We start from the raw sequence: 19,177 nt of genomic DNA, 5'->3' as shown, positions 1-19,177 counted from the left end.
CGCCACTCCTCGTCTCAGGGCCGGCAGAAGGCCGACGCGGAGATGATCGAGGAGCGGCTTCAGCGGTGTGCTCGACGACCGCGCGCAACACCACTCATGGAGCAGCAGGTTTTCACCCGTCCGGCCCGTGTCCTGTCGCAACCCGGCGGAGACGAACGCCTGGGGCGTGACAGTTCGGCCGACGAAGGGATGCCGCCGGAGGCGCGGCCGGCGGGCGACGCGGTGGGCGGCCTCTCATGACCCGGCTCACAGCGCTCGGCGGTGAGTCCTTGGTAGAGTGAGGACTTTCGTGGGTATCAGACCCTTTGGACTCATCTCCGGCGAGGGACCGAGGAACCATGGACATGGACATCCCCGGCGACAAGCGACTGGCGGCTGCCGTCGTCATGGACGACGAGGGCCGGGTGCTCCTGGTCCGCCGCAGTGAGACGGAGAAGTTCCTCCCCGGAGTGTGGGGCGTCCCCTGCGGCAAGATCGATCCGGAGGAGAGCGCCCGGGACGGAGCGCTGCGGGAGCTGAAGGAGGAGACGGGGCTCCTCGGTGAGGTCGTCCGCAAGGTCGGCGAGTCGTCCTTCGTCAGCGAGTACCGAGGGCACGAGATCAAGAACTGGCAGGAGAACTTCCTGGTCAGGCCGTTGAGCGAGGAGATCACCCTCCCTCGGGCCGACCAGTCCTACGCCTGGCTCGCACGCTCCGAGCTGACCACGGTCGAGATCGACGAGTACAACCTCGACATCGTGGACCAGGCCTTCATGAACTCCTGAAGGCCTGACCTCATGAGCTTCTGAGCAGCTCGGCGAGTCCGCTCAGCGCCGCCAGGTAGTCGTCCGTCTCCAGCGGCACCTTCGGTACGGCGCCCGGATGCGGTCCCGCCGCGGTGAACACGTCGGTGTGCTGCCGCCGTCCGCTCCCCGTCTCCAGGAACAGCGTCACCGTGGGTACGTCCGTGTCGCACCAGGCGCGGTGCAGGGTGTGCGCGGGCAGGGCGTATGCGCTGCCCGCCGCGTACTGCCCCACATGCGTCAGCCGCAGCCGCGCGGGACCGGCGGGCTCCAGCAGCCAGTCCGCCGAACCCTCCTTCAGTGACTCCTCGTACCGGGCGGCCGTGATGCCGTCCCTGCCGCCGCCCTCCACGTCGTACAACTCCATGGCGAGCCGCCCGCGCACGACATGAGAGGCGAGCGGGGAACGGTGGTTGTGGATGTCCTCCTTGCCGATCGCGCCGGCGCCCGGGTGCCACAGATGGGCGCGCAGCATGTGCCGCGGCCCGCCGTCGATCAGCAGCAGCTTGTCGAAGCCGAGGACGTGCCGGTACGAGAGCCGGGCGCACCCTTCCGGATCGCCCTCCCCGGAGGCCAGTTCGGCGATCAGCTCCAACAGCCGCTCGGGCGAACCGAGTTCGGCGACCACAGAGCGGGCCGCGGCGACCCGTTCGTGTTCGGGCAGTTCACCGTCCAGCGTCCCGGCCAGCAGTCGTCGCGCCGCCAGAACCTGCCGACCGCCCATGCACACATACCTCCGCGCTCACTGCTCCCGGGTTACCGCTTCCGGTTCATTCTTCCGGTCGATACATCCATACGGCATGTGCCCGCAGCGCCGAAAGACCTTGGTAGGTCATCCACATGGGATGCCGCAGCTCACTGCTGTCGGTCCGGCCCCAGGACCAGATCCCGTCCGTCTGCCCGGCCCACACGGCGGCCGCCGCGCCGTCCAGCCGCTCCCGCCACGCCTCCTCGAGACCGTCCTGCGCCGCGACCTCGCGGGCGCCCGGGGTCATCAGCGCGCGCAGCACCCAGGAGGCGGTGAAGTGCCGTACGTTCAGCACCTCGTGGCGCTCGGGGTCGTCGGTGCGGGGGCGGCGCACCTCCTCGCGCAGGTTCCGCAGGTCAGGGCAGTGCGTGTGGGTCGCGCCGGCGCAGGCCAGCAGCCAGCGCACCCCGTCCTCGCGGGCGGAGCGGGCGCCCGCGCCCTCGGGTTCGTCCAGCACCCGGGCGGCCCGGTCGAGGGCCACCACCGCCTGTGCGGTGTGCAGGGCGGAGGGCATGCCGTACGGCGGGTCGAGACGGTAGCTCCAGCAGCGCAGATGCTCACGGCGCGGGTCGCTGATCGCCCCGTCGGCCAGGGCCTCGCGCAGCACGGGCAGTACGGCGGAGCCGGGCGCGGCGCGCAGCAGCCCGCGCAGCACGGTCGTCACCACATGGGTCGACTCCCGCCCGGCGCGGTCGAGTTCGCGGGTGAAGCCGGCCGTGCAGCGGCCCACCTCCTCCGCCAGCGGCTCGCCGGACGCCCCCGCCCGGGCCAGCGCGCCCAGCACCAGCGCGGTGACCTCGGGGCGTGGCTCCGCGCCCTGCGACCGTGCGGACCAGCCCCCGGCGGGCAGCCGCAGCCGCCAGAGCGTGTCCACGAGATCCCCGGTGCGCAGCCGTCCGTCGGGGACGCCGAAGTCGAGCATGATGTGCAGGCCGTACGCGGTGCCGACGGAGGTGGGGCGGGGCGGGCTGCTCTCGCCGAGGGAGTGCGACCAGCCGGTGAGCCGCCCGCGGGCCGGGTCGTCGACCACGCACACCTTGTCGACGAGCGTGCCGTACGCGGCCGCGAAGACCTGGGGGAGCGGTCCGGGCGCGGAGGACTCCGCGGCTACGGGGGCTGTGACGGCCGGTCTGGGTGGTCCTGCCGCCGCCCGGGCCCGGAGCAGTGCCGCTGCGAGCCAGGCGGCCACACCGGTCCCGATCCCGCTGACCCCGGAGATCAGGTATTTGGCGGCCTCCCCGCCCAGGGAGCCGGGCAGCACCCCGAACAGGAACTGGAACACGGCGTACCCGGCGGCGGCGCAGCCGAGGCTGCCCAGCCAGCCGACGAACCGCGCGGCCTCGCTCGGCCCGCCGGGTTCCGGTGCGGTGCCGTCCGATCTCAAGGGACCGCGTCCCAGCTGCTGTTGAGACAAGGCACGCTCCCTCCCCCGAAGCTTCCAGTCTAAGTGGTCAGCGGGACGGGTGTGCCGCCGCCTGCGAGCAGCGTCTTGGCGAGCAGCTCGGCGAAGGCGACGGGATGCTCTGCCACACCGACATGCCCGCCCGGGAACTCGACGAAGCGGATGCCGTTGCCGCAGTGCTCGGCGAGGAACCGGGCGGTGCGGTGGAGGAGCTGACCGCGGGAGTCGGCTCCCGCGGCGAGGGTGAGGCGGGTGGCGGAGGCGGTGAGCGCGGGGAGGTCGGGGGTGTACGAGGTGAACTGCCGCAGTACATGGGCGAGGAAGAGGGCCATCGGGATGCCCAACTCCTCGTCGCGGGAGAGGGGTTGACCCGACGGGCTCTCCTGCGGCTCCTGTCCGGCGAGTACGGCGCCCATCGTGACGGCGGCCGCTTGCAGCCCGGCGGCGCGATACGTGTCGTACACCTCCTGGAACACGGCCTGCTGCCGTATCCCGTCCGGGAGCACACCCACGCACGGCGGCTCATGCGCGACGACGTGCCGCAGCCGCTCGGGGTGCCGGGCGAGCAGGTCGAGGACGGCGATACCGCCGGAACTGGTCCCGAAGACGTACGCGGACTCGCCCTCGGCGAGAACCTCGTCGAGGACGCGGCGCGCCCCGTCGCTCCACTCCTCCACCCGCTGGTCGCCGACGGGTTCGCCGAGCCGCCCGTGGGCGAGCCCCAGGGGGTCGTACGTCACGACGGTGAAGCGGTCGGCGAGCACCTCCGTCAGCGGGGCGAATCCCGCGGGATGCCCGGCCCCACCCGGGACGATCAGCAGGACGGGCCCCGTGCCCCGTACGTCGTAATGCAGGTCCTCAGCCATCGCTCCGCTCCTCGCTGTTGTGCTCGCTGCTCTTCTCCCGGGGCCAGTTCTCGAGCGTCACATGCAGGGCGTCGACGGCCTTGTCCCAGGACTTGCGTACATCGCGTGCGGCGCCGAAGCCGCCGGTGGCCTCCAGGGCGCAGTAGCCGTGGAAGGTGCTGCGCAACAGGCGTACGGCATCGGTGAGATCGGGTTCCTCCAGGCCGTAGGCGCGGAGCATGCCGTAGGTGATCTCGGCGGTGCGGCGGAAGTCGGGGGAGGCGGCGATCAGCGCCTGGTCCATACGGATCTGGGTGGCGGCGTACCGCCCGGGCCGCTCCAGCGCGTACTCCCGGTAGGCGCCTGCGAAGGCGGCCAGCGCGTCCTTGCCGGCACGTCCGGCGACCGCGACGGCGATACGGTCGATCAGCTCGGCGCCCGCGAACAGCGCCAGGCGGGTGCGGAGGTCGTCGAGGTTCCTGATGTGCGAGTAGAGGCTCGCGTCCTTCACGCCGAAGTGGCGGGCCAGGGCGGACAGAGTGACGTTCTCGAAGCCGACCTCGTCGGCGAGGTCGGCTGCGGCCGCGACGATGCGCGCGGGGGTGAGTCCGGCTCTGGCCATGGATCGCTTCCCTTCCTAGGAGCCCTAGGAAGAAACCTAGTGTGCCCAGCTGTCTCTCGTCGACCGATTTACCTCCCGTGTCACAGGCGGCCGGGCTGTCTCGTCCCAGGTCTCGAAGAAGGCTTCGGAATCAGGTTCGGAATCAGGTTCGGGATCAGGAAGGTGATGGTCATGCGGGTGTTCGTGGCAGGCGGGAGCGGGGTCCTGGGACGGCGGCTGGTGGGGCAGTTGGTGGCCCGGGGGCATCAGGTGACGGCCACGACGACGAGTCCGGCCAAGCTGGACCTGCTGACGCGGCTGGGTGCCGAAGGGGTCGTGATGGACGGGCTGGACGCGGTGGCGGTCGGTCAGGCGGTGGCCGGGGCCCGGCCGGACGTGATCGTGCATCAGATGACCGGCCTTTCCGAAGTGCACGCGGGCAAGCCCGACATGAGGAAGGCCGAGCGGTTCTTCGCCACCACCAACCGGCTCCGCACCGAGGGGATCGACCATCTGCTGGCCGCCGCCGAGGCCACCGGCGTCTCCCATGTCGTCGCGCAGAGCCACGCCAGCTTCAACGGGAACCGTGCGGGCGGCTGGGTCAAGACCGAGGAGGAACCGCTGCAGACGGTGGAGGGGACCAAGGCGCTCAGCCACCTCGAGGACGCCGTCGTCGGGGCCGGCGGTGCGGCCCTGCGCTACGGCGCGTTCTACGGGCCGGGCGCCAACGACGATCAGGTGAAGATGGTGCGCAAGCGGATGTTCCCGCTCGTCGGGGGCGGCACCGGCTACACCTCGTGGGTGCATCTCGACGACGCGGCGAGCGCCACCGTCCTGGCCGTGGAGCAGAAGGCGAGGGGTGTCTTCAACATCGTCGACGACGAGCCGGCGCCGGTCGCTGAGTGGCTGCCGTATCTCGCGCAGTGTGCCGGGGCCAAGCCGCCGCGGCGGCTCCCGGCATGGCTGGCGCGGCTGCTGGCCGGCGAGATGGTGGTCGCGATGATGACCGAGGGCCGCGGCTTCTCCAACGCCAAGGCGAGGCGGGAGCTGGGCTGGGAGCCGCGGTACCCGTCCTGGCGCCAGGGGTTCCGCGAAGAGCTGGTGTGATCACCGCCCCCGGTGGACGGTGTCGAGCTCCCCGACCGCCGCCCGTACGTGCTCCGGGTCCTGCCTGGCGCCTACGCACCGCCACACGGGCCGCCCGTCGTTCTCGCCCAGGTGCATCCCGAGGTCGTGCACGGTACACACCGGCCAGGCCTGCCACAGGCACTCGGCGACGGTGTCCTGCGCCGCCTCGGCGACGGCGGCCAGGGCGGCGAGAGGCGCCTCGCGGCGCGAGCCGGGGTAGCCCTGCCAGAGCGGGTTGCCCCACCACTCCCCGTTGGGCAGGGTGACGTACACATTCTCCGGCTCGCCCTCCTCCCAGTGCGGCAGGGCCATGAGCCGCAGCGGCCCCTGCTCCGGCAGAGTCGCGGCGACATCCCGGTTGACCAGGGCGAGGGCCTCGTCCAGCACGGGGTACTCGCCGGGCTGGACCTGGCGGGGCATGGGTTCCTCGAAGGGCGTGTACATGTCCCCATCCTCCGTGGCGGGCCGCACCCCGCACGTACGGCTGTGACCTACGGCACACCGCTAAAAGCGGCGCACCAAGTCACGTTCGCGCAAACGGCGTTCGAAGTTCTTCGCTTTCGGCGGATGCGCAGTTCGGCAGGGGTGGCGCATGAGGTGCGAGGGTCGGCGGGCCGTGGCGGTGCGCGGCTGTGAATTCGCCCCTGGCCAACAGTCAGCGGAAAGCTACCCTCCGTTATAAAGATCTGTTCGAAGGACTGCACGTTTTCCGGGGCGCGTCCGGTTGTCTGTTTCCCAGAGCAACGAGGCTCTAGGTGCCAGGCCCGTCCAGTGCGGGGGACCGGGCGGTAAGGGCACTGTCTGAAAGAGAAGGAAAACAGTCACTGTGAACTACGACGTAGTCAGCCTCGTGCTGGCCTTCGCCGCCGTGGCGCGCTCGTACGCGCCCGACGTGTGGTTCTTAGTGCGGCGTCTGCTCGGCGCCGGAGTCCGCGTCGGGGCCCTCGCCCTGAGCGAACAGCAGCCTCCCCCCGTTCCGACACCCCCCGCCCCGGCCTCCTGGACCGAAGGAGGCCACCGATGACCAGCCCGCAACCCGACCCCGCAGGCCGCACGAGGCGCAGTTCCGACTTCGTCATGCCGCCCGAGTTCTGGGACTTCCACGCCCGCTACGACCGCGCGTGCTTCGAGTACAGCCGCATCCACCTCGGCGGCAACGCGCTCGCAGCCCGTCGGCTGGTCAACCGCACCTTCCTGTACCTGGCCACCATCTGGCCCCGCCTGGAGGCCATGGAGAACCCCGGCGCCTACGCCTGGGCCCTGTTCAAGCAGCGCGTCCACGGCGAACTCACCGCCCAGGGCCGCAGCCCCGCCACGACCGAGACGCTTGCCTTCGCACGGGCCATCCGTGCGGCCAGCGCACCCCTGCTCGGCGCCTTCCGCAGCGCCTTCCAGGCCGAGTACGGGGAGGAGATCGCCGAACTCGAGGAAGGGCTGGGCCTGTTCCGCCAGATGTCACGGCTGAGCGAGCGCCAGTTCGACGTGATCCTGCTGCGTGACGTGCTCGAGTTCGACACCAGGGACACGGCGCTGATCCTGGGCATCCGTGAGGCCACCGTCCGGTCCACCCGGCGCACCGCGATCCACCGGCTCGCGACCGCCATGGGCTACCGGACCGAGAGCGCCCCCGACACCGCCGGCGAAGAGAAGGAGTGACCCACCCGTGAACCGCACCCCGCGCAGCATCGAGGAGGCCCTGCGCCGCTCCCGCGTCTTCCGGGGCGAGTACGGCTACGCCGACCTGGAAGCCGCCCGGCACGACCTCGCCCGCGACCTGCACGAGCTGCGCTGGATGCGGTTCCTCAACACCGCCGCGCACTGCGGCCGCACCGCCGGGGCCAACCCGCTCCCGGCCGCCCTGCACGAACAGGCGGCGCACGACCTGCGCCTGCTGTGCCGCGGCACCGTCCACCACCACGGTGCCGCCCGCCGCATCACCGCCTTCGACACCGAACGCGACCCCGACGGCGCCCTCACCTTCGCCTGTCTGCTGTACCTCGCCGACCAGGAGGAGGGCGCCCAGTTCTGGTGGCGCTACACCGCCGGCGCCGGCAGCGTCACCGCCGCCCTGTGCCTGTATCTGCTCCATCTGCGTCGCGGTGACATGCGTGACGCCCAGCACTGGGCCGACCAGATCCACCGCCTCAACAGCCTCGACTGGACCAGCTACACACCCGTACCGCACCACGCCGACACCACTCCCCACGCCTGCGACGGCCCGGGCGTCCGCTACACGCTTCCTCCCGTGCCGCCGGCCGTCTCCGAACGGGCGGTCAAGGACGCGGTCGACGAACTGGAGGCACCGTACGACGGAGGCCTCGGCCCCGTCCCGCAGCCCATCCCCGCGCTCGCCGACCACTGGGACGACCTGGTCACCGCGTGAACGGCGGCCCGAAATTCGGTTGCCGGAGATCGGGACGGACATAGGGTTGCCGGGCCAGGGGGAGCGTGAGGCGGTGAGGGGGAGTGCGTGACGCACGAGGTACGCAGGCAGGACGGCGAGTCCGGCAACGGTGACGGCGAGTCCGACAGCCGCGGGCCCCGGAGCAGCACACCCGAGACCACGCGCCCGTCTGCCCGACCCCTGTGGCGGCAGCGGGACTTCGGTGTCTTCTGGGCCGCCCAGACCCTGTCCGTCCTCGGCGACGCCTTCGCCCTGATCGCCCTGCCCCTGCTGGTCCTCCAGGCCACCGGTTCGATCGCCCGTATGGGGCTGCTGACGGCGGTGGGCACGGCCGCCGCCGTTCTCGCGGCGGTGTTCGCCGGGGTCGTGGTGGACCGTGCCGACCGCCGCAGACTCCTGATCGCCTGCGACCTCGTACGGATGCTGCTGTACGGGCTGATCCCCGCCGTGTGGCTGTTCGGACCGCAGCTGTGGCTGCTGTACGTGGTGCTGCCGCTGTGCGAGGCCGTCGGCACGTTCTTCGCCGTCGGCTACGTCACCGTCGTCCGCAGCCTGGTCGCCGGCGACCGGCTGACGGAGGCCAACGGCCGCCTGAATGCCACGGCCGCCGGGGCCGGGGTGATGGGACCGCTGGGCGCGGGACTCGTCGCCGCCTGGACCGGCCCGGCCGCCGCCGTCGGCGTGGACGCGGCGAGCTTCGGGGTGTCGGCGGCCTGCATGCTCCTCGTACGGTTCCGTGCCCGCCCCCGCGACGAGAACCCGCCCGGGCGCACCGGCCTCTGGCGGGACCTGCGTACCGGGGCGTCCTTTCTCTACGGCCACCCGGTCCTGCGCTCCCTCACCGCGCTTCTCTTCGTCTTCAGCTTCCTCACCCTCGGCCTGACCGATCTGGTCATCTACCACCTCAAGCATGACCTCGGCCACGACGACGGCACGGTCGGCACCGTCATGGCCTGCGGTGCGCTCGGCACCATCACCGGTTCGCTGCTCGTCGCCCGGATCCGCCGCCGGCTCGGTTTCGGGCGGACCTGGACGGTCGCGGTCGCGGTGTGCGGGCTCGCCTTCGCCGGCCTGGGCTGGGCGCGGGACGTCCGCGCGGTGGCCGTCCTCGGCGCGGTCTTCCTGGCGTGCATCGCCGTCGCGGGCACCTGCTCCATGTCCCTGCGGCAGGAGATCACCCCCGAGCCCCTGCTCGGCCGGGTCACCTCAGCCTTCTGGACCCTCCACTACTCCGCGGCCCCGATCGGCGCGGCCGTGCTCACCTGGTCGGCGCAGCGGCAGGGCACGGCCGCGGTGGGTGTGGTGGCGGGCGGCTGCTGCGTACTGATCGCGGTCGCGGCCCTGTTCACGCCGATACGACGGTCGGGGTGAACGGCGTACGAGGTCATCCGTTCACCCCCGTGTAGTGGTCGAGGCTCCAGCGCCACAGCAGCCGTGCCCCGAGGTAGGCGAGCACGCCGAGCAGCGGGGAGGCCGCCGCCAGCCAGTACGGGACGCCCGTGTCGTGTCCGTGTCCGGTGAGCACCGCGGCCGGGAAGTAGGCGACGAACGCGAGCGGCAGACCGAAGGTGAGGAACCCGCCCACCGCCTTGGGCAGCACGTTCAGCGGATAGCTGCCGAAGGTGCCGAGCAGCTCCTCCAGCCAGCGGCCCCAGTAGTCCGCGGCCGGGAAACGCAGCGCGGCACAGGCGACCGCCGTGAACAGGGCGGCCTCCAGCAGCATGGCGCCGAGCACACAGGCGATGAGATACGTGACCCGCCCGGCCGTCCAGTCGAGGTGGCTGCGGGACAGGGCGCCGACCATCAGACCGACGGCGACCGTCAGATCGCCGAAGGCGTTGGTGGGGAAGAACTGCAGCTGCACCTGCCGGTGGACCGGCATCGGCCGCAGCAGATAGATGTCGATCTTCCCTTCCTGGACGAACCGGCCGAGCTGGTGCACCCGGCCCAGGCACAGCACGAACAACCCGTGGGCCAGCATCCGTGTCGCCGGGATCAGCAGCACGTCCGAGCTGTCCCAGCCGCCCATCCCGGTGAACCGGGTCAGCAGCACGGTCGCGAACACGATCACCGACACCTGCCAGATCGCGCCGATCGCGACCATCAGCAGGAACTCGGTGCGGTACTCCAGTTGGGAGCGGAAATTGAGGCGCGTGATGCGCCAGGCGATCCGGACGGCGTTCACGGACCTCAGCCTCCCTGGGAGATCACACGGCGGGCGGCCCGCCGCCACAGGAACCGGGTGAACAGGTGGAGCAGCACGGCCCAGCCGGCCTGGATCGCCAGCTGCCCGCCCGCGCCGGACAGTTGGATCCGGCCCACGTAGAGGGACAGCGGCACGTTGAGCGTCGCCTGGAAGGGCAGGAAGGCGCTCAGGGTGCGGAACCACTCGGGGAAGAACCACAGCGGGGCGTACACCCCGGACATCAGGTTCTGCGCGAAGATCAGGATCAGCATGGCGGCGGTGTTGCGCACGGTCCAGAAGCACATCTGGTCCAGCAGGAGCATGACGTGGTACAGAACCAGCTGCCCGAGCAGCAGGCTGACCACGAACACCCCGGCGACGGCAGCCGACCTGGGCGGCTCGATCACTCCGGCTGCGAGGCACACCGCGTAACCGGCGAGCACCCACGCGGCCCCGTAGACCTGCTCGCCGAGGGCGCGCAGCGCGTGGTAGCGGGCGGGGGACAGCGGGCGCAGGTACCAGTAGACGATGGTGCCGAAGTGCATGTGCTGGATGACGGTGTCCCGGCCCGCGTACTGGTCCAGCTCCCGCAGCCGGGAGGCGAGCACGGCCAGCACGGCGTACGTGATGGCCTGCTCGCGGCTCATGCCGGCCGTCACGGTGGTGTTCGCGTACAGGCCGCTCCACAGTGACGCGACCAGGACGACCTGGACGACCAGCCGGACCAGGACGGCCGTCATCCGGGGCGGGGCGTGCAGCTCGCCGAGCGGGGTGACGCGGGCCGCCCGCCACGCGTGCAGAACGGCCATGTCAGACCCCTTCCGCCGCGGGTTCCGCATGCGCGTACGCGACCCGCATCACGTCCTCCAGATCCGCCTCGTCGATGGCGATGCCGGTCACCTCGTACCGCTCGATGACCGCCTTGAGCGCCTGGTGGACCGTGGGAGCCTCGGGTCCGTCCGGACCGAACACCACCCGCGGGCCGTCCTGCCGCAGCAGTGCGATGCCCGGGGGCGGTACGACGTCGGTGTGCCCGTCGGCGAGCGTCGCCCGCACCTGCCAGGTCGAGCCGAACTTGCGGCGGATCTCGTCGAGAGAGCCGTCGAGGACGAGCCGCCCGTGGTTGATCAGGACGACCCGCTCGGCGAGCCGCTCGACCTCCGTCATGTCGTGCGTCGTCAGCAGCACCGTACGGCCGCGCTCCTCGACCTGGTGCCGCAGGAACTCCCGCACCTGCTCCTTGACCACGACGTCCATGCCGATGGTCGGCTCGTCGAGGAAGACGACCGGCGGGTCGTGCAGCAGCGCGGCCGCCAGGTCGCAGCGCACCCGCTGGCCGAGGGAGAGATGGCGGACGCGGGTGTCCCAGAAGGCGGACAGTTCCAGGATGTCGTCGAACTCCCGCAGCCGTACGGCGTGTTCGGCGTTCGGCACGTCGTAGATGTCCCGCAGGATCGCGAACGACTCCTTGACCGGCAGATCCCACCACAACTGGGTGCGCTGCCCGAACACGGCGCCGATGTTGCGGGCGTTGCGCTCCCGCTCCTTGTACGGCACGACGCCCGCCACCCGGGCCTCGCCGGAGGTGGGCGTGAGGATGCCCGTGAGCATCTTGATGGTGGTGGACTTGCCCGCGCCGTTCGGGCCCAGCAGGGCGAGGAGTTCGCCCGGGGCGACGTCGAAGCTGATGTCGGAGACGGCGTGCTTGACGGCCCGCTCCGGGTTGACGAGGGATCTGAGCGCGCCGGCGAAACCCGGCCGGCGCACGGTGGTGTGGAAGGAGCGCGAGAGGGAGCGGACCTCGATACTGCCGATCACTCGATGAACCTCCGGGTGAGCTGGATCAGCCAGACGGTCGCCGCGAGCGAGGCGGCGGAGAGCGCGGTCAGCAGCCAGGGGACGGCGTGGATGCCCGAGGCCTCGATGCCCGCCCCCAGCAGCGGGGGAGCCGCCACTCCGCCGGTCATCGACGCGGCGATGACCCAGGCACCGGCGCGCCTCGCCTGGGGAAGCGCCCTGTTCAGCCAGGGCAGTCCGGTCGGGAAGACCGGCGCGATGAACAACCCAACACCGGCGTAGGCCACCGGCGCCACTCCTTTTACACGTGCCAGCAGCAGACACACCGTCATGCCGGCCGCGCAGATCGTCAGGATCCGCTCGGGGGAGTACTTCAGGGTGATCGGCACGACGAGGAAGCGGCCCGCCGTCATCATCAGCCAGTACACGGAGGTCGCCGAGGCGGCCACGGTCGCGCTGTAGCCGACGGTCTCCAGATGCGTGGGCTCCCAGCCGCCCACACCCGCCTCCACGCCGACGTTCAGGATGTACAGGGCGAGGAAGCCGACGAGGATGCGGTGCAGGCCGCCCGACGATCCGGGTTGCTGTTCCTTCTCCGGCGGCTCGGCCGGGCGGGTGCGTACCCCGCTCGATCCCAGCGGGACCAGCACCGCGGCCAGCACGGCACACGCGCCGAAGGCGTACGCGTACGCGTACGCGCCCAGCCAGGCCACCACCGCGGGACCGAGCACCGCCCCGATGCCGAAGTGGGCGTTGAGCACGTTCAGCATGGCCGTGGAACGGTCCCCGAAGCCGACCGCGAACAGCTGGTTGAGGCCGTAGTCGATGCCCCCGAAGCCGAGGCCGCCGAGGAAGGCGGCGCCGAGCGCGAGGGGCCAGTCCGGGGCGAGCGCGAAGCCCGCGCCGCCCAGCGCCATCAGGCCGTAGCTCACCGCCAGCAGCGCCCTGTTGCTGATCCGCGAGTGGATCGCGTTGAAGGCCAGGACGCCCGCGACGCCGCCTGTGAAGTGCAGGCTCAGACCGAGCCCGGCACCGGACGGGGACAGGCCGAACTCCGCACGCAGGCCCGGCACCGAGGGGCCGTACAGCGCCTGGAGCATGCCGATGAGGACGAAGCCGAGGCAGGACGCGACCGCGGCCGGCCGGCTGAAGAGCCGGCCGGCCGCGGTGGACCGTATCTCCGTGTCCGTCAACTGATCTCCGAGAACACGAAGGAGAACTCGGCCGGCTCGGCGCGCAGGCTGTACTGCGGCAGCACGCCCGGGCCGCAGGACCCGGTGCCGATGCCGTGCAGGCCGTGGTCGAGGTTGACCCACACGGTGTCACCGGGCGTGAGGTCGGTGCGGTGCGAGGCCGCGTCCAGCTGTTCGGTGGTCCAGCGGCGGGCGCTGAAGGAGAACTCCGGGTCGCCCTCGATGCGCAGCCCGCCGATCTCCGCCCAGCGGACGTCGGCGCGGGCGCCGTTCTCCTGCGGGCGCAGGTAAGGCGTCTGCAGTCCGTCCACCGTGGACTCCCAACGACCGAGCTGCGAGGCCGACTTGGTGTCCGCGTACCCCTCACCGGGACCGCCGCCGAACCAGCGCACGCGATCGGCGCTCGCGTCCAGCCCGAAGCGGACGCCGAGCCGCGGCAGCGGCACCGTCCACTCACCCTCCGGGCTCACCGAGACGGTCAGCTTCAGCCGGTTGCCGTCGGACGTCCAGCGGTACACGGTCGCCAGGCCGAACTCCCAGGCGGCGGGGGCCACCCGGGTCCGTACGGTCAGCGCGTCGTCGCCGAGCTCCACACCGTCGAGCCGGTGCCGCATGCGGTGCAGGCCGTACTTGCGCCACAGCTCCGCGTAGCGCGTGTCGGTCTGCCACTCGGCGCCCTCGTCGTTGTCGGTGGTCGCCCGCCACACGTCGAGGCGCAGACGGTTCACCGCGACCCCGCCGACGGTCCTCAGCGCACCGGTGCGGGCGTCGAAGGACGCCGGGCCCAGCGTGATGACCCGCTCGCCGAGGACGGGTCCGTCGGTCGCGGCAACCCTCGGCAGCGGCCGCGCGGCCACCGCGAACTGCCCCCACGCCACCGGGTGTCCCTTGGGCGCCCACGCCGTGCCGGCCGCGAGCGAGGCCCGCACCGTCCACTGCGTCTCGCCGCCACCACCGCCGGCGGGCGGTTCGGGCAGCTTCACCTCGCCCGACTCGCCCGGGGCGAGCGCGGGCACCGACAGGGAGCCCGACTCGACCGTCTCGCCGTCCACTTGGTAGGACCACTCGAACGCAAAGGCGGACAGGTCGGCGAAGTCCTGTTTGTTCGTCACCCGTACGGTGCCGGCGGAGCCGTCGCCCTCGATGCCGACCGGCTCGACGACCTTCTTGAACTCCACAAGGCCCGGTGACGGAGTCCGGTCCGGGAAGAGCAGTCCGTCGCAGACGAAGTTCCCGTCGTGCAGCTCCTCACCGAAGTCGCCGCCGTAGGCGTAGCCCAGCTCGGGGTGGGCGATGCCGTGGTCGATCCACTCCCACACGAAGGCGCCCTGGAGACGCTCGTACGTCTCGAACAGTCGCTGGTAGTCGGCGAGTCCGCCGGGGCCGTTGCCCATGGCGTGGGCGTACTCGCAGAGGATGAAGGGGAGTCCGCGCCGCTTGTGCGTGCCCCCGTCGAGCTCCTGACCGATCTGCTCGACCTCGGCGTGGGAGGCGTACATCCGCGAGTACATGTCCGTGTCCCGGCAGTTCCAGTCGCCCTCGTAGTGCACGAGGCGCGAGGAGTCCCGGCCGTGGATCCACTCGGCCATGGCGGTGAGGCCGCGCCCGGTGCCGGCCTCGTTGCCCAGTGACCAGATGACGACCGACGGGTGGTTCTTGTCCCGCTCGACCATGCGGGCCGCGCGGTCGAGGAGGGCAGGCGTCCAGCGGTCGTCGTCGACCGGGTTGTCCCGCCAGGCCTGCTCGGTGAAGCCGTGGGTCTCCAGGTCGCACTCGTCGATGACCCACAGGCCGTACTCGTCGCACAGGTCGAGGAAGGCCGGGTGCGGCGGGTAGTGGGAGGTGCGGACCGCGTTGACGTTGTGCCGCTTCATCAGCAGCACGTCCTCACGCATGGTCTCGAGGTCCAGGGCGCGTCCCTTGTCGGGGTGCCACTCGTGGCGGTTGACGCCCTTGAAGAGGACCGCCTTGCCGTTGACCTTGATGAGACCGTCCTCGAGGACGACGGTCCGGAAGCCGATGCGCAGCGGGACGCGCTCGCCCTCGGTCGCCAGCACGCCGTCGTACAGCTTCGGCGTCTCGGCCGTCCACGCCTGGACCGGGACCGTCACCGGCTCACCCGTGGCGACATCGATGTCCAGGGCGGGCACGGTCACCCGTCCGTCGACGTCGGAGTCGACGCGCAGGGTGCCCTCGCCCGTGACGTGGTCGTAGGAGGCGTGCACGAAGAAGTCGAGGGCGCTGCCGGCCGGGCGGTGCAGCAGCGTCACGTCACGGAAGATGCCGGGCAGCCACCACTGGTCCTGGTCCTCCAGGTAGGAGCCCGCGGACCACTGGTGCACGCGTACGGCGAGTACGTTGCCGCTCGGCTTCAGCAGGTGCCCGACCGCGAACTCGTGCGGCAGCCGGGAGCCCTTGAACTCGCCGATGTCCGTGCCGTTCAGCCAGACGCGGGCGCAGGACTCGACGCCGTCGAACCGGATGACGGCCCCGCCGTCGGCCGGCCAGTCCGCGGGCAGGTCGAAGACGCGCAGGTGGTCGCCGGTCGGGTTCTCCGTCGGGACGTGCGGCGGGTCGACCGGGAAGGGGTAGAGGTGGTTGGTGTAGATGGGCAGGCCGAAGGCGCCGTCGCCCTGGAGGACCCAGTGACCGGGGACCGTGACCTCGGGCCAGCCGTCGGCGTCGAATCCGGGCTCGGCGAACGAGTCGTCCTCGGCGTCGATGGTCGGCGAGACGCGCAGGCGCCAACTGCCGTTCAGGGAAAGCGACTTGGCGTCGGAGGACGGGTACCAGGCGCGGGGCGGGAGGGCGCCGCTGCCGGGGGAGACGTCCTCGACGTAGTCGATGGCCGTGGTACGGGAAGTCATCGGTCTCCAGGTCGTGATGGTGAGGTGGGCGTCAGCCCTTGATGCCGGTCTGCGCGATCCCCTGGACCAGCCAGCGCTGGAGGAAGAGGAACACGAGCACGAGGGGCAGGATGGAAATGGCGGTGGCCATGAAGATCAGGTGGTAGTTGACCGTCTGGTTGGTCATGTACGAGGAGAGCGCCACCTGGACGGTCCAGGCGCTCGGGTCCTGGCCGATGACCAGTGGCCACAGGAAGGCGTTCCAGCCGTTGATGAACGTGATCGTGGCCATCGCGGCGAAGAAGTTCAGCGAGTTGGGCACGACGATCCGCCAGTACGCCGTCCAGTAGCTCAGCCCGTCCACCCGCGCCGCCTCCTCCAGTTCCTTCGGGAACCCGAGGAAGTACTGCCGAAAGAGGAAACAGGTGAAACCGCTGAACAGGCCCGGAATGATCAGGCCCCGGTAGGTGTCCACCCAGCCGAGTGACGAGACGAGCACGAAGCTGGGCACGAAGGTGACGGCCGTGGGCACCATCAGGGTGGCGAGGACCGCGTAGAACACCTTGTTGGCGTGCCGGTAGGGGATGCGGGCGAGACCGTATCCGGCCAGGGAACAGACCAGCAGGATGCCTGCGGTCATGAGAACGGCGACGACCAGCGAGTTCCACATGGACTGCGCGAAGTCGACGGTCGGGTCGTCGAACAGCTCGGAGATGTTGCCCCACTGGAGACTTGTGGGGAAGAACTGCCAGTTCTCGCCTGTGATCTCCTGGTCCGTGGACAGGGCGTTGCGGACGATCAGATAGAACGGAATCAGGAAGAGCACCGCGGCGATGCCGACGGCGACGTAGAGACCGGTGTTGCCGAGGAGGCCCCCGCGCTTGATCCGGCGTTCCTCGCCGACCTGGGGTGCGGTGGTGGTCACTTGGACTCCTCCCCCCTTCCGAAGCCCATGAACTTGCCCTGCAGCAGGGTGACGGCACAGATCAGCACCGTCAGGATGACGGCACCCGCACTGCCGGAACCGTAGTCCTGGTTGGCGCCGAGGGCCGTCTTGTAGAGGACCATCAGGGGCGTCTGGCCCCAGGTCGCCCTGGTCGTGATGATGTTGTAGAACTCGTCGAACGCCTGGTAGGCGGCGACGAGCAGCAGCAGGATCACCGCGGTGGAGGTGGCCCGCAGCTGGGGCAGCGTGATGTGACGGAACGTCTGCCAGCCCGGCTTGGCCCCGTCGATCGCGGCGGCCTCGTACAGCTCTGCCGGGATGTTCTGCAGCGCCGCCAGGAAGAGGATCATGTAGAAACCGGCCTGCAGCCACAGACGGACGGTCAGGATGACCAGCCAGTACCACGGCGGGCTCGGGTTGGACACCCAGGCGACGTTGTCGGCGCCGAACCAGCCGATGACCGTGTTGGCCAGGCCGAAACGGACGCCGTTGAAGATCGACATCTTCCAGATCAGCGCGGCGGCGACGTAACTGCACGCGGTGGGCAGGAAGAACACCGAGCGGAAGAACGCGCGCATGAACCGCAGCCGGTGCACCAGCAGGGCCAGGCCCAGCGAGAGTGCCCAGGTGGTGGGCACGATGAAGGCGGCGAAGACGGTGAACGTCACCAGCGAGCCGGTGAAGTCGCTGTTCGTCAGCATCTGCCGGTAGTTGTCGAAGCCGACGAAATGGCTGGGTGTGACCGTGAAGCGGGCGTCGAAGAAGCTGAGCCAGATGCTCCAGCCGATGGGAACGAAGACGAAGATCACCAGGCCGAGGAGGAACGGGCCGGTGAAGAGCCAGAAGTTGAGGGTGTTGTTCGCCGTGAGCCCCCGCCGCGGCCGGGCCTTGGAGGGCTTGGCCGCGGCGGGGCGGGCGACCCCGCGGGTGGTGGTGGTCGACATGTCCTTGGTCCGTCCGCCGGCCTATCCGAAGAGCTTCTTGAGCTCGCGGGTGACCGTCTGGTCGGCCTTGGCGAGCGCGGCCTTCGGGTCCCCGCCCTTGCGGACGCTGTTGGCGATGACCGTGTCCAGGGCACTCCACATGGCCTGGGTCCAGCCGATGTTGTCGAAGTGCCCGTAGGTGTTGAAGAGCTTCACGCCCTCAGCCGGCAGCCCCGACTGGAGCTTGGTGGCCTGCTGGGCGATCGAGGTGCGCGGCGGAATGTGGAAGCCGTAGGAGGTCGCGAAGTCCTCCTGGTACTTCTTCTGGTCGATCCACAGCCACTTCACGTACTCCTTGGCCGCCTCGACGTTCTTGCCCTTGGCGTTGACGAACATCGACCAGCCGCCGTTGTAGACGGACAGCTTGCCCGCGCTGCCGACCTTCGGGAAGGGGAAGATGCCGAGGTCGTCGCCGAGGGCCTTCTGCATCACGGGCATCGCCCACATACCGCAGAACTGGATCGCGCACAGGCCCTGGTTGAGGGCGGAGGGATCCCAGAAGTCGGCCGGGGCGTCCAGCAGCAGGCTGCCGCTGGTGAACAGCTTGCGCAGCTGGCTGAGGCCGCCGGCGACCGCTTCCGTGTTGAAGCCGACCTCGTTCTTGGCGGTGAGGGTCTCGGCACCGGCCGACCAGATCAGCGGCGCCTCGATGGCATGCAGGTCGTTGCCGAGGAAGAGGCCCTTGACCTTGGAGGTGGTGAGCTTGTGGGCGGCCTCGATCAGCTCGTCCAGCGTGGTCGGGACGGCGACGTTCGCCTTCTCCAGCATCGACTTGCGGTAGAAGAAGAACTGCGGGTCGTCGATCATCCGGACGCCGTAGATCTTGCCGTCGACGGTGTGCGAGGCGATGTCCGCCGCGTTGAAGTCGTCCTTGACGGGGGCGATGATGTCCGTCAGGTCCGCCACCTGGCCGCTCTTGACGAGCTGGATCTGCGGGTGGAACTCGAAGACGTCCGGCGCCTGCTTGGTGAGCAGGGCGGCGAAGAGCTTGGTCTCGTAGTCCGAGCCGGTGATCCACTGCGTGCCCACATTGGCCTTGGAGTACGCCTTCGCGTACCGCTTGACGGCCTGCTCCACGCCCGCCTCGCCGTAGGCGTGGAAGTACTGGGTCAGGTTCGTGCCCGAACCAGACCCGCCCCCACGCCCGTTGTTGCTGCCGCACGCGGCCAGCGTGCCGGCCGCGGCCATGCCCGCGGCGGCCCGGAATATGGACCGGCGGGAGAAGTTGCTGTTGCTCATTGCCGACATGCTGACGTCCTTGTCTCGTTGGCGGCTGCGGCTCCACGGCTCCAGCACACCTGGCTGCTACGTGGCTCG

Annotated in this window: 19 protein-coding genes; 6 read left to right on the top strand and 13 right to left on the bottom strand. The window is 70.4% G+C overall.

Features of this window, described 5'->3' with window-relative positions; translation table 11 throughout:
- Positions 1 to 344: 344 nt before the first annotated feature.
- Positions 345 to 764 carry an NUDIX hydrolase gene (locus tag ACFY1U_RS23930; protein WP_390696420.1) on the top strand — a complete coding sequence of 140 codons (420 nt, stop codon included), beginning with the start codon at positions 345 to 347 and terminating at the stop codon, positions 762 to 764.
- Positions 765 to 774: 10 nt separating this feature from the next.
- Here the strand turns inward: ACFY1U_RS23930 and ACFY1U_RS23925 are convergent, their stop codons facing one another.
- The 4 genes from ACFY1U_RS23925 to ACFY1U_RS23910 are packed head-to-tail and all read right to left on the bottom strand — an operon-like array spanning position 775 to position 4,399.
- Positions 775 to 1,506: a hypothetical protein gene (locus ACFY1U_RS23925; protein ID WP_390696151.1), complete on the bottom strand. Its 732-nt coding sequence runs from the start codon at positions 1,504 to 1,506 to the stop codon at positions 775 to 777.
- Between the two features lie 46 nt (positions 1,507 to 1,552).
- Entirely contained in the window at positions 1,553 to 2,944 is a 1,392-nt protein-coding gene (locus tag ACFY1U_RS23920; RefSeq protein WP_390696150.1) for a hypothetical protein, read from the bottom strand.
- Between the two features lie 29 nt (positions 2,945 to 2,973).
- Positions 2,974 to 3,798, bottom strand: a complete 825-nt coding sequence (locus tag ACFY1U_RS23915; protein WP_390696149.1) for an alpha/beta fold hydrolase — start codon at positions 3,796 to 3,798, stop codon at positions 2,974 to 2,976.
- Positions 3,791 to 4,399, bottom strand: coding sequence for a TetR/AcrR family transcriptional regulator (locus ACFY1U_RS23910; protein WP_390696148.1), 609 nt, complete (start codon positions 4,397 to 4,399; stop codon positions 3,791 to 3,793). The genes ACFY1U_RS23915 and ACFY1U_RS23910 overlap by 8 nt, the downstream gene beginning before the upstream one ends.
- A 171-nt stretch (positions 4,400 to 4,570) precedes the next feature.
- Here ACFY1U_RS23910 and ACFY1U_RS23905 point away from each other — a divergent pair, with 171 nt between their 5' ends.
- The gene (locus ACFY1U_RS23905; protein ID WP_390696147.1) at positions 4,571 to 5,485 is read left to right on the top strand and encodes an NAD-dependent epimerase/dehydratase family protein; all 915 of its coding nucleotides are present in this window, start codon (positions 4,571 to 4,573) and stop codon (positions 5,483 to 5,485) included.
- Here ACFY1U_RS23905 and ACFY1U_RS23900 read toward each other — a convergent pair whose 3' ends face one another.
- The gene (locus tag ACFY1U_RS23900) at positions 5,486 to 5,950 is read right to left on the bottom strand and encodes a hypothetical protein (RefSeq protein ID WP_390696146.1); all 465 of its coding nucleotides are present in this window, start codon (positions 5,948 to 5,950) and stop codon (positions 5,486 to 5,488) included.
- 382 nt (positions 5,951 to 6,332) lie between these two features.
- On the opposite strand from ACFY1U_RS23900, the gene ACFY1U_RS23895 reads away from it, so the two are divergent.
- The 4 genes from ACFY1U_RS23895 (at position 6,333) to ACFY1U_RS23880 (ending at position 9,281) form a co-directional block, all read left to right on the top strand.
- Positions 6,333 to 6,530, top strand: coding sequence for a hypothetical protein (locus ACFY1U_RS23895; protein WP_390696145.1), 198 nt, complete (start codon positions 6,333 to 6,335; stop codon positions 6,528 to 6,530).
- On the top strand, positions 6,527 to 7,162 hold the full coding sequence (locus tag ACFY1U_RS23890) for a sigma-70 family RNA polymerase sigma factor (protein ID WP_390696144.1): 636 nt from the start codon (positions 6,527 to 6,529) through the stop codon (positions 7,160 to 7,162). Before ACFY1U_RS23895 ends, ACFY1U_RS23890 begins: the two co-directional genes overlap by 4 nt.
- Positions 7,163 to 7,169: 7 nt before the next feature.
- A complete protein-coding gene (locus ACFY1U_RS23885; RefSeq protein ID WP_390696143.1) occupies positions 7,170 to 7,889 on the top strand; it encodes a hypothetical protein in 720 nt (239 codons plus the stop codon).
- A 201-nt stretch (positions 7,890 to 8,090) separates the two neighbouring features.
- Positions 8,091 to 9,281, top strand: coding sequence for an MFS transporter (locus ACFY1U_RS23880; RefSeq protein WP_390696419.1), 1,191 nt, complete (start codon positions 8,091 to 8,093; stop codon positions 9,279 to 9,281).
- A gap of 13 nt (positions 9,282 to 9,294) precedes the next feature.
- Here ACFY1U_RS23880 and ACFY1U_RS23875 read toward each other — a convergent pair whose 3' ends face one another.
- The 8 genes from ACFY1U_RS23875 to ACFY1U_RS23840 form a co-directional block, all read right to left on the bottom strand.
- Complete coding sequence (locus tag ACFY1U_RS23875; protein ID WP_390696142.1) at positions 9,295 to 10,095, bottom strand: ABC transporter permease; 801 nt, start codon at positions 10,093 to 10,095, stop codon at positions 9,295 to 9,297.
- Between the two features lie 5 nt (positions 10,096 to 10,100).
- A complete protein-coding gene (locus ACFY1U_RS23870; protein WP_390696141.1) occupies positions 10,101 to 10,904 on the bottom strand; it encodes an ABC transporter permease in 804 nt (267 codons plus the stop codon).
- A gap of 1 nt (position 10,905) precedes the next feature.
- Positions 10,906 to 11,913 carry an ATP-binding cassette domain-containing protein gene (locus ACFY1U_RS23865; protein ID WP_390696140.1) on the bottom strand — a complete coding sequence of 336 codons (1,008 nt, stop codon included), beginning with the start codon at positions 11,911 to 11,913 and terminating at the stop codon, positions 10,906 to 10,908.
- Positions 11,910 to 12,992: an MFS transporter gene (locus tag ACFY1U_RS23860; RefSeq protein WP_390696418.1), complete on the bottom strand. Its 1,083-nt coding sequence runs from the start codon at positions 12,990 to 12,992 to the stop codon at positions 11,910 to 11,912. The genes ACFY1U_RS23865 and ACFY1U_RS23860 overlap by 4 nt, the downstream gene beginning before the upstream one ends.
- A gap of 89 nt (positions 12,993 to 13,081) precedes the next feature.
- Complete coding sequence (locus ACFY1U_RS23855; RefSeq protein ID WP_390696139.1) at positions 13,082 to 15,952, bottom strand: glycoside hydrolase family 2 TIM barrel-domain containing protein; 2,871 nt, start codon at positions 15,950 to 15,952, stop codon at positions 13,082 to 13,084.
- Positions 15,953 to 15,983: 31 nt separating this feature from the next.
- Positions 15,984 to 16,856 (bottom strand): carbohydrate ABC transporter permease, encoded by an 873-nt coding sequence (locus ACFY1U_RS23850; RefSeq protein WP_390696138.1) that lies wholly within the window; start codon positions 16,854 to 16,856, stop codon positions 15,984 to 15,986.
- A complete protein-coding gene (locus tag ACFY1U_RS23845) occupies positions 16,853 to 17,821 on the bottom strand; it encodes a carbohydrate ABC transporter permease (protein WP_390696137.1) in 969 nt (322 codons plus the stop codon). The genes ACFY1U_RS23850 and ACFY1U_RS23845 overlap by 4 nt, the downstream gene beginning before the upstream one ends.
- Before the next feature lie 21 nt (positions 17,822 to 17,842).
- Positions 17,843 to 19,108, bottom strand: coding sequence for an ABC transporter substrate-binding protein (locus ACFY1U_RS23840; RefSeq protein ID WP_390696136.1), 1,266 nt, complete (start codon positions 19,106 to 19,108; stop codon positions 17,843 to 17,845).
- Positions 19,109 to 19,177: the final 69 nt, after the last annotated feature.

The sequence above is a fragment of the Streptomyces sp. NPDC001351 genome (assembly GCF_042896045.1).
In the GTDB taxonomy this organism is placed as follows: domain Bacteria; phylum Actinomycetota; class Actinomycetes; order Streptomycetales; family Streptomycetaceae; genus Streptomyces.
This window is presented reverse-complemented; position numbering and strand designations above follow the sequence as displayed.